Annotated in this window: 8 protein-coding genes and 1 pseudogene; 7 read left to right on the top strand and 2 right to left on the bottom strand. The window is 69.7% G+C overall.

Annotated elements, in window-relative coordinates:
- Positions 1-133: 133 nt before the first annotated feature.
- Positions 134-829 (top strand): annotated as a pseudogene (locus tag IEZ12_RS35045) (sensor histidine kinase); the annotation flags it as partial.
- A 129-nt stretch (positions 830-958) separates the two neighbouring features.
- Here IEZ12_RS35045 and IEZ12_RS35040 read toward each other — a convergent pair.
- Positions 959-1,573, bottom strand: coding sequence for a hypothetical protein (locus tag IEZ12_RS35040; protein WP_189278125.1), 615 nt, complete (start codon positions 1,571-1,573; stop codon positions 959-961).
- A 72-nt stretch (positions 1,574-1,645) separates the two neighbouring features.
- The gene (locus IEZ12_RS35035; RefSeq protein ID WP_189278123.1) at positions 1,646-2,548 is read right to left on the bottom strand and encodes a hypothetical protein; all 903 of its coding nucleotides are present in this window, start codon (positions 2,546-2,548) and stop codon (positions 1,646-1,648) included.
- 41 nt (positions 2,549-2,589) lie between these two features.
- On the opposite strand from IEZ12_RS35035, the gene IEZ12_RS35030 reads away from it, so the two are divergent.
- From IEZ12_RS35030 to IEZ12_RS35005, 6 genes are all read left to right on the top strand, one after another.
- Positions 2,590-2,781 (top strand): hypothetical protein, encoded by a 192-nt coding sequence (locus IEZ12_RS35030; protein ID WP_189278120.1) that lies wholly within the window; start codon positions 2,590-2,592, stop codon positions 2,779-2,781.
- The gene (locus IEZ12_RS35025; RefSeq protein ID WP_189278118.1) at positions 2,778-2,918 is read left to right on the top strand and encodes a hypothetical protein; all 141 of its coding nucleotides are present in this window, start codon (positions 2,778-2,780) and stop codon (positions 2,916-2,918) included. Before IEZ12_RS35030 ends, IEZ12_RS35025 begins: the two co-directional genes overlap by 4 nt.
- Before the next feature lie 1,339 nt (positions 2,919-4,257).
- Positions 4,258-5,778, top strand: a complete 1,521-nt coding sequence (locus IEZ12_RS35020) for a TnsB C-terminal domain-containing protein (RefSeq protein WP_373295564.1) — start codon at positions 4,258-4,260, stop codon at positions 5,776-5,778.
- Between the two features lie 166 nt (positions 5,779-5,944).
- On the top strand, positions 5,945-6,730 hold the full coding sequence (locus IEZ12_RS35015) for an ATP-binding protein (protein WP_229848582.1): 786 nt from the start codon (positions 5,945-5,947) through the stop codon (positions 6,728-6,730).
- The gene (locus IEZ12_RS35010; RefSeq protein WP_189278116.1) at positions 6,727-8,466 is read left to right on the top strand and encodes a helicase associated domain-containing protein; all 1,740 of its coding nucleotides are present in this window, start codon (positions 6,727-6,729) and stop codon (positions 8,464-8,466) included. Before IEZ12_RS35015 ends, IEZ12_RS35010 begins: the two co-directional genes overlap by 4 nt.
- Before the next feature lie 93 nt (positions 8,467-8,559).
- Positions 8,560-9,863, top strand: a 1,304-nt coding sequence (locus IEZ12_RS35005; RefSeq protein ID WP_189278114.1) for an AbiJ-related protein, incomplete at its 3' end; no start/stop codon positions are given.

Raw genomic sequence — 9,863 nt, 5'->3', positions numbered from 1 at the left:
GCGTGATTGGGAATCACCCGCCGCGCGGAGTGATGATCCATCGACTCGGCGATGGCGGCGTCGACGGGCGAGGCTGCAACCCGAGCCGGAGTCGGCGCCTCAAGATGCCCAGGACGCAGAGACGATGACGAAGCTACGTTTCGAGATCAGCGGCATGTTCGCCGATCTGTCGCGGCGCAGCCAGGTGCTCATACAACGCCAGCTGGACCTGATCACGAGTCTCGAGAACAGGGAGCTCGAGCCGGATCAGCTGGCCAGCCTGTTCCAACTCGACCACCTCGCCACCCGCTTGCGCCGAAACGGGGAGAAGGTGCTCATCCTCGCTGGCGAAGATCCAGGCCGTAGGTGGGCGCAACTTGTTCCGCTGGTGGACGTCCTGCGCGCTGCCGCTTCCGAGGTAGAGCAGTACGAGCGAATTGAACTTGCCAGAATCCCCAGCTGTGAGCTGATCGGTAGCGTCGTCAGCGATGCTGTTCACATTTTTGCCGAGCTGTTGGAGAACGCCACGAGGTTCTCCTACGGCCAGACCCGAGTCCGCGCCACGGGTCACGCGCTGCCAGATGGTCGGCTGTTGGTGGAGATCAGCGACGCTGGCGTAGGCCTCAGCGGTGACGAGCTGGCCGACATCAACGAGCGCCTCGCTCATCCAACCGGCGGCGAGCTGGCGACGGATTCCGGACGTCTGGGCCTACTCGTCGTCAGCCGCCTCGGCCTGCGTCACGGCATCCGTGTGCAAATGCGACCCGGAGAGAGCGGCGGCACCACAGCGATGATCATGTTTCCGGCTTCTGCGTTGCCGGGGATCCGCCAGCGTCCGGCTCCTCGGCCGCCGAGCGATCCTCTGTAGGTCCCCCGCGACGGTCGCACCGACGTCACCGTCCGATGAAGCGCCGGCTCTCTGCCCCGTTGCTCTAGGAACCGGGTGCCCGGCCGTCGGGCCGAGCACCCGGAGCGGTGGTCAGCGAAGTTCTCGTCGCAGTGCGGGGTTGACCCGGGTGAGCAAGCAGCCGCCGGTGGTTGTGAGGAAGCCGATCTGGCCCTGGTCCATGAGGCGTCCGAGCAACTGCTCGATTGCCAGGCGCACGGTGCCGTACCGGTCCGCGAGAGCCTGAACGTCCAGCCAGCGGTTCGGTCCGTCGAGGTCGATGCCGAGCAAATCGGTGATCAGGGCGTGGCTGATCTCCTCGGCCCGAGGCTCGGCGGCCGGGAACCCGGTCAGGAACCCGAACGGGGTCACGTCGACGCGGACTACGGTGGTGTGGTCGCCGAAGACGGCGATCAGGCTGCACCGGTGGAGCTCCGCGAACGCCTCCCGGATCTCGGTCGTGCCCAGGCCGGCCTGCTCGGCGCTCGCGGTGATCTCCGCCGGGTCGCGGTACCCCAGCATGCCGCCGAGCAACGCCGAGCGGACGGTCTCCCGCAGCACGATGGTGTCGGCCACGGTCAACCCCGAGAGCGGGAGCGCTCCCGGCCCGCTGGCCGGACCGTGCTTGGGGTCGGGCGAGGAAGTGGCGGTGATGAAGGTGGTAATGGCGTCCTCCCGGACATCGAGGTGGTCGGGACTTCCGATCACTCCCGAGGATGCCGTTGATCACCTCCGGGTGGACGGCCGTGGACGTTTACCCGGAAACTCTCCTGGCCGAGATCACCTGCCCGAACCGGTCGGGATGTTGAGCGCCGCGAAGTCGGCGTACAAGGTGGACTGCGACGGCTTCTCCGGCGCGTCGAGACCGGCCTCCTTGAACCGCCGCGTCAGGGTGATGCGAAGGCGGCCACCGACCCGCCTCTCCGAGCTGTCGTAGCCGCTCACCAACTGCGCCACCGTGAGATCCGGGTGGTCGGCGTAGATCTCCGCGATGACCTCCCGGCGGATCCGCGTCGGGCGCGCGGTGGTCCTAGTGGCGTTGCCGGCGTACGGCGCCCGCAGGTCTCGACCGCCGTTCTCCGAACGGATCAGCTTCCGGATGGCGTCGACGTTGCGGACCATCTCTTCCGTGCGGCCGTCCCGGGCGGAAATCTCTCGTCCGTCCCGGGAGATCGCCGACACCCCGGGAGGCTGGATCTGGTTGGCGAGTTCCCGCGCGTTGCCGTCCCACGGGATGTCGTACTCAGCGGAGGTTAGGAGCAGCAGGACAGCTATGACGGCCTGGTCGCCCGCCCAGCCCGGGTCGATGTCCACCCCCTTCTCGGCCAGATCAGTCGCGACCGGCACCACGATCCGCTGATGGAAGAACGCGGCGATGTAGCCTGCGGCGGTCCACTCCTCGTCGGTCAGCGGCCACGACTCGGCGCCGTCCGGATCGAAAGGGTTCGGCTCCTCCGTCCCGTCGGTGTAGCGGGCACCGATGCCGCAGACGCGCCAGCAGAACCGCATGATGTTGATCTGGTCCACGAGGTGGCGTTGCAGGAGCGATACGACCTCCCCTGCAGCGGGCGCGACCGCCTCGACGGCGCTGCGCACCTCCGGGTGTCCGATCCAGGAGGCCGCCGTTTTGCGAGCGTGCTCCTCTTCTCGCTGGTACCGGGATCCCGCCTGATCATTCCCCATGGATCCATTCTCCCAGGAGGAAAACGACCGATGAGCCTGCGGTGGCCCGTGCCGCAGAGGACTTGGGCCCGCTGGTGCTGCCGGTCCCGACTAAGCGCGAGCTGGTGGCCGCGCTGGTCTCCGTGCTGGACGTGCCGGGGCTCATCGGCGGGAAGGAGCGCTCGAAGCTGGAGCTGCGGGAGAAGGTGGTCTGGAGCGGGTGGAGTGTCCTGACTGCGAGAGCGCCTGCGTGAAGAAGCGGCTGGGGCCGTTGGTGTCGCCTGCTCCGACCAGGCGCGAGCTACTGGCCGCCAAGGTCTCGGCTCTGGCTGATCCGTGGTGGGAGGTGCGGGTGCTGCACGCCAAGCTCTACCCGGTGAAGGACTGCTGAGCGTGACCTGTTGATGGTTGTGGGCGTGGGATGGGTCTAGATGCTGTGTTGTCTGGACCTTTGGTTGGACCTGTCGGGGGTGGCGGCGGGGTTTGGTGGTCGGCGGGTGTGGTGACTGTATGTGATGTTTGGTGGGGTCGGGGGTGCTCGGCGGGTTGGTGGGTGTTTCGCCCCCGGTAATTGAGTCCTGGATTCATTGTTGCTGGATTTGTGGATTGTCGACTGGTGGTTTTCTGAATTCGGGTCGGGATTGCGGTGGGGTTTGGTTTCGGTTTTTCGGGGTCGGGGTCGGCCTTCTGCTGGTGGTGGTGCTCGGCGGCCCTGGTCCTGCGTGGTGGGTGGCGGGTAGCGCGGGGGTGCAACGGGGTGTTGCGTCCGGGTGCAACGCGGGGCTGTGTTGCGGTTCTGACCAGGTGGTATGTGGCTGGGAGCAGGGGCGGGTGGGCGCGTTGCACCCCATGTTGCACCCGGGCTGCGCTGGTTGGCCGGCCTCGGCGGCCCGCCCGCGTCGCCCGGCTCCGTGCCCCGCCGGTCCGTTGCTGGGTCCTGGCTGCCGTCCTGGTCAGCCGCCAGGCTCAGTCCCGTCGTGCCTGCCTCGGCCGCCCGGTCGCCGGGCGGCCCCGTCCGGTCGGCCGGGCTTCGCCCCCCTGTCCCGGCCCCTATGCCCTGGTGGGGGTCATCCCTTCAGCCAGGACCACACCTTGGAGGCGAGGTCGGCGAGGTCGGCTGCGATGCCGATCGCGGCCGCGACAGCGAACAGCACTTTCCGTCGCCGCCGGTTCGGTGGGGCTGTGGTTGTCGGTACGTCCGGGACGACGAGGGCGTCGTCGGGCCGGGACGGTACGCCAACTGCCGCCATGCCATGGTGATCAGGATCGGGGGGCGGTGATGAACGATATTTGGGTTGCGGTGTCTGGGCGTCACCTGTTTTCAGCGGTCGGTTTCGGCTTTGTGCTGGTCAGTGTTTGGCGTCACTGAAGAGTGGTGTCGCCTTCACTCTGAAGAGTTGTGTCGTAGACCGGTGAAGCCGTGGGGACTTTCGCTATGACGGCGTGCCAGGCAGGCTGAACGGTGGCGTCTCTGCGCCGTTGAACAGCGGTGTCGTGTCGCTGAAACGTCGTGTCGTGGCTGTTACGTCCATCGTGTGGTGCTGGTCGGCGTGTCGGGATGAGGAGCCTGCGCGGGGGACAGTCTCGCCTCGTCCGGGCGGTGACGCCGTCGTTGCAGCAACCCGAAGGTGATCGTGACCCCGATGGAGCGTGGCCTGCCATCGTCACCCGATCCGCGACAGTCAGGACCAGTCGCCGTCGTGGGGCGTGAGGGATCGGTGGCCCGACTAATGGATCTGGACAGCCGGGGGGAACTGACCACCGCTCACGTACGCCTTGTTGCCTCGGCGATGGGGGTGACGGAGCGGGCGGTCTGGTACTGGGTGGCTGCCGCCCGTACGGAGGGGCGGCTTTCGGCTCGGCCGCGCGAGCGGACGGTTCTCACCCCGGAGGCCCGGAGTCTGCTGGCGTTGTGGGGCGGGAACACCGCAGCGGTCCACCGCGAGCTTGTCGCTCAGGCCGCCGACGATCCCACCGTCTGCGTTCCGTCGCTGCGGGCCCTGCAACGGGCGGTGCGCAGGGATCTGTCGGTGGGGGAGCGGGCGGGTCTGCGGGGCGGGGAGGCGGCCCGCCGGACGCATGACGTGTTCGGGAAGCGGCCGGTCTTGTGGAGGAACGCGTGCTGGGAGGGTGACCACAAGCACGTGCCGGTGCAGGTCGATGTCGAGGGTGAGTTGGTGTGTCCGTGGATCACCTGGTTCATCGACTGTGCCAAAAAGATGATCACTGGGGTTGCGGTGACGCCGCACGCCCCGTCCAGGGATGCGGTGCTGGCCGCGCTGCGCGCCTCGATCACCCGTACCGAACCGTTCGGCCCTGCGGGTGGCCTTCCTACCCTGGTGCGCGTGGACCGGGGCAAGGAGTTCCTGTGCGCCACAGTGACCTCGGCGCTCGGTGCGTTCGCCGTACCGGTCCATGACCTGCCGGCCTACAGCCCGCACTTGAAGGGCACGGTCGAGGCGCTGAACGACGCGGTCGAGGAGATGTTCCTCGTCTCCCTGCCGCGCTACACCCACCGCTCCAAGCTCACGGGAGGCCGGAGCGCCGATCCGGACGCGCCGCCGCTGACGTTCGCCGCGTTCGTCGCGCTGCTCCTGGACTGGGTGCGCTGGTGGAACACCGAGCACCACCCGGCCGCCCTGGACGGCCTGACCCCCCTCGAAGCGTGGAACACGGATCCGACGCCGCTGCGCGACGTCCCGCCCGAGCACCTCGCGTTCTTCGCCCTGGAGGACGACGGCCGCACCCGCACGATCACCACGAACGGCATCTCCTGGCGCCGCCGTGCCTACATCGCCCCGTGGATGGTCGGCCACACCGGCACGAAGGTCCGCCTGCGCCACCTTCCGCACCACGACGGCGAGATCGAGGTCTTCGACGCGTCCACCGGCCACCACCTCGGCGCCGCTCATCTCGCCGAGCAGGCGACCCGTGAACAGGCCCGTGCTCTGCGCGCGGCTCGCACCGCCGCCGCCCGCCGGCTGCGCGCGGACCTGAAGGCCGCGGAGAAGCTGCGCCGCCGGCGGTTCGCGGCCGCGACCACCCCGGCCCCGCCGCGGCCGCTCGGCATCCTGACCGCAGCCGAGGCCGACGCCGAGCTCGCGGCGGCCGATGGCCGGGACCTCCAGGCGCTGGCCCTGCCCGGGCTGCTCCCGCACGCCCCGGTCCCGGACGGATGGGTCCTGCCCCACACCACGGCGCATGCCGGGCCCGAGCGCGCCGACGGCGGCCCAGCGGATCCGCCGGCCTGAACGACCGCTGCCTGCATCACACCGCACTCGCACCCGTGTCCGCCAACGACCTGTTTCAAGCTCCGCTCATCGCCTCGGCCCGGCCGGCCGGGCCGTGACCCCACTCAGACCCGCCGGTCCTGTCTGCCTGCCGTTCCCATCCCTTGAATCCGTAGGAGCCCGCACCGTGACCACCGCACCCGCCGTCCGTCCCGGCATGCTGCCGCCGGAGCGCGCCGATCACTACCTGCACCTGGAAGGCGCCCGAACCGTCGCCACCGAGGCGCTGCGCACCGCCCGGGAGAACATCGCCGCCACCCTCGAAGCCCGCGCGATAATGTGCATCTCCGGCGCGGCCGGCAACGGCAAGTCCCTGTCGGTGAACGCCTCGCTGCGCCTGCTGGCACCCCACAACTCCTACCGGATCGCCTTCCGGGCCCGGCCCACCCCGCGCGACATCCGCCACGAGCTGTTCCGCGCCCTGGGCCTGCCCGGCGAGCCTCCCGCGCGCCCGATCGAGTTCGACGCCGTCCTCAAAGACGCCCTGGCCCGCGGCTTCCACGTGCTGGTCTGCGACGAGGCCCAGTGGATGTCGCGGGAGTGTTTCGAGTACTGGCGCTACCTGTGGGACGACCCCGCAACCGACATCGCCGTGGTTTTCGCTGGCGGTGACGGCTGCGCGAAGGTGCTGCGCCGCGAGCCGATGCTCGCCTCCCGCGTCTACATCTGGCAGCAGGCCCATCCGCTGACCCTGCCTGAGGTCCTGGCCACCATCCCGGCCTTCCATCCGCTGTGGGAGGGCGTGGACGCCGATCTGATCGCCCTGGTCGACAAGCAGGCCGCGCACGGCAACTTCCGTGCCTGGGCCCGGATCACCAAACTCGCCACCGACGGCCTGGCCGCCCAGGGCGGCACCCGTATCGACGAGCACCTGCTGCGCCAGGTCTACGACCGCATCGGCATCAGCACGTGAACCCGCACCCGGCGCCCGGTGTCACCCTGGCTCTCGATCCGGGCGACGACGCGGCCTGCACCAGGGCGGCGCTGGCTGCCCACGACCCCGCCGCCAGCCGTATCACCGTGCACCCGACTCCGGGCACCACCCGCGCCGACGACCTCGCTCTCGACATCCTGGCCGCCCTCGGCAAGCCCTACACACCGCCCGGACCCTGGAGCAGAGCCCACGGCCCGCTGTGGGCGGCCGCGGCAGCCTGGATCCTCGCCACCTCCATCCGGCACATGACCGTCCTGCGTGCCCACCTCCTCGCCCCGCCCACCTGGCGCCGCCTGCTGGACCTGCAGCAACGCACCGGCATCCACCTGACCGTCGTCTGCCACCACACCCCGCCGCCCGCTCTCACAGCGGCCCTGCACGCGACCGCGTACACGACCACCACCGGTCTGCCTCCGCACGCCCTGCCCGGCCCCCGGCCGAGTGCGCCGTTGCCGCCCGTCCCGCGCGCCTCCAGCCTCGGCTGGCTGACTATCCCGACTCTGACCCGCCTCGCCCTGTCGGACATCCCCGAGCCCCTCTGCACCGCCTGCATCCCCGGCCTGGCCAGCACCAGGGGCCGCCCCCTGCCAGACGGCCTCCCCAACGAAGCCGTCCAGCGCATCCACCGTCTCGCCCATCCCCAACACGCCGCAGCGCTCGCCACCGCCCTCGTCACCGGCACGTCCTTCCACCACCTCGCCACCGCCACCCCGGCCGACTACCAACCCACCCATCCCACCCTCACCCTCCACGCCCCGCGCCACGGTCGAACCCCCGCCCGCTGCGCCACCTACGAACTCCCGCCCTGGGCCCGCCCCTTGCTGGACGCCGCCACGCACTACCTGAACCTCACCACTGCCGGCGCCCGCCTCCTCGCCCCGCCCGAGCACGCACTGCCACCCCTGCTGCAGAGCGCCGAACACTGCCGACTGCGCCCACCCCAACACCCCCGCCCCACCAGGTATCCCACCCGCTACGCCTTCCCCGAAGCGCTACCGGACGGCCCCGACTGGACGGCCTTCGTCGACGTCCCCGACGTGCCCCCGCACCTGGCCGGCGCAGTCCACCGGCGCCGCCGACTGAAGGAAGCGGGCACGCGCTGGCGCGAGTGGGAACGCATGTACGCCGCAGCAGCCGCCTTTCACGCCGCGCACCACCATCTGGACCCCACCGACCCCGACCACGACGGCCCCCTGATGGCCTGGATCACCCGCCAGCGCCATCTCAAGGGCTGCGGCGAACTCGCCCCCACCCGTATCACCGAACTCGACGCACTCGGCATGATCTGGTCGAAGAACGCAGGCGCCTGGGAACGCGGTGCCGCGTACGCCGCCGCGTTCCAGCACCAGCACGGCCATCTGGCGATCCCGGCGACCGCCAAGCTCGACGACTACGCGGTGGGTGCCTGGATGCGCCGCCAGCGCAAGGCCTACGACCTGACCATCGAGCAGGTCGAGAAGCTGGACGCCCTGGACGAGTTGTGGCGGCTGGAGCCGGACTGGAACCGCTCCTACCGCCGCCTACTCGCCTACGTTGCCGCCGGCGGCCCCCTGTACGGCCCGGCGAACCGCACCGGCGGCGAAGGCGACCCGACGTTCCGGCCCGGCACCTGGCTGCGCAAGCAGGACAAGGCCCGCACCGAGGGCAAGCTGACTGACCAGCAGGCCGCGCTCCTGGACGCGCTCACCCAGCACGCCGAGACCGTGGCCGGCTGATCTGGGGCCCCTGGCAGCGGCCGGCCCCGACACTGTCCCGCCTCTCCCGCCTGTCCGGCCGACCTGCGACACTCTGGTCGAGGGGGTGGGCCGATGGTGCTGCTGCGCGAAGCCGTAACCGTGGTGGTCCGGGATTTGCCGGGCACCCACCGGGAACTGACCGGGCTGGGGGCGGAGCTCGGTTTGCCGATGCCCGATGAGGACAGTGGATCGAAGCGCGAGCGCTTGGAGGCGTGCCTGCGGGCGCTGACCGACGATGATCTTCTTCCGGTGGCGCAGCGGCTTCTCATCTCTGCGCGGGTGCAGGTTCGCGGACCTGCGCGATACGGACTTGAAGACGCCGTCTGGTCCGCCGGGCCGGTGATCGAGATCCCTGGCAGGGTACGCCGTGAGCTGGCCGCAGCCCTCGATCTGGGCGACCTGGTCCACCGGCACGAACGATTCGAGCGACTGCTGAAGCAGTTCTGGATCATCGACCACGACCCGCTGACCACCTTGTTCGGATCGTCGACCCCCAGTCTCCGGGCGCTGATCCGCCAGCACTTCTTTCGTAACCCCGAAGACTGGTCGGTGGAGAAGCTGTTCGAGGAACTCGGTGCCTTCGAGGCCACTTCCGCGCGCTTCGGCCGTTTCCTCGCGGGCCTGGTCGACCCCGCCATCCTCCCGGACACTGCAGCGCAGCACCGCATCGTCGCTGCGATCAACCCCGTGCTCGCGGGCACCGGAAGCCGGCTGGAGGAGACCGGCGAGCGGGACGGCTACCCGTTCTTCGAACTGGTCCGCACCGGTCCGGGGGCGCCACGGCGCCTCAAGACCCTGGTCTTCGCCACCACCGCCAAGCCGGACATGCGGATGGTGAGCGTCCTGGACAACGACATCGAGATCCTGGACAACGGGGACGACACGCACCTGGTGTACGACCGTCCCATCGGACCGGGAGGCCTTCGCTGGAGCGACCTCCTGAACTGGTGGCAGGAGACACGGGGAACCGGCGACGAGGTGAAGGACAGGAAGGCCCTGTACGACCGGCTCCTGGACTCCATGCCCAAGGACGGCGATTCGCCCCAGCGCGCCTTCTGCCGCGCCTACTACGAAGCCTTCGCCAGCCGGGCCTGGGATGTGCCGGCGCTGCTGCCCGAGGTCTGGCTGCACTGGGACCACAAGACCGTGAAGCAACGGGGCGTGCGGGCGCTGCTGAACCATCGCATGGACTTCCTGCTCCTCCTGCCCAACGGAGCCCGTGTGATCGTGGAGGTCGACGGGCCACAGCACTACGCGACCACCAAGGCAGTCGACGACACCGTGCGCGGCGATCGTGATCTGAGGCTCCGTGGCTACGACCTCTGGCGAGTCACCACAAGCGAACTCAGCCGGCAACCGCTGTCCTCCTTCGTGGG

This window comes from Kitasatospora griseola (assembly GCF_014648555.1).
Lineage (GTDB): Bacteria > Actinomycetota > Actinomycetes > Streptomycetales > Streptomycetaceae > Kitasatospora > Kitasatospora griseola.
This window is presented reverse-complemented; position numbering and strand designations above follow the sequence as displayed.

Bases quoted from the DNA above. Each gene is read 5' to 3' on its own strand.
- IEZ12_RS35035 (WP_189278123.1), bottom strand. From the start codon at position 2,548: ATGGGGAATGATCAGGCGGGATCCCGGTACCAGCGAGAAGAGGAGCAC.
- IEZ12_RS35020 (WP_373295564.1), top strand. From the start codon at position 4,258: ATGGATCTGGACAGCCGGGGGGAACTGACCACCGCTCACGTACGCCTT.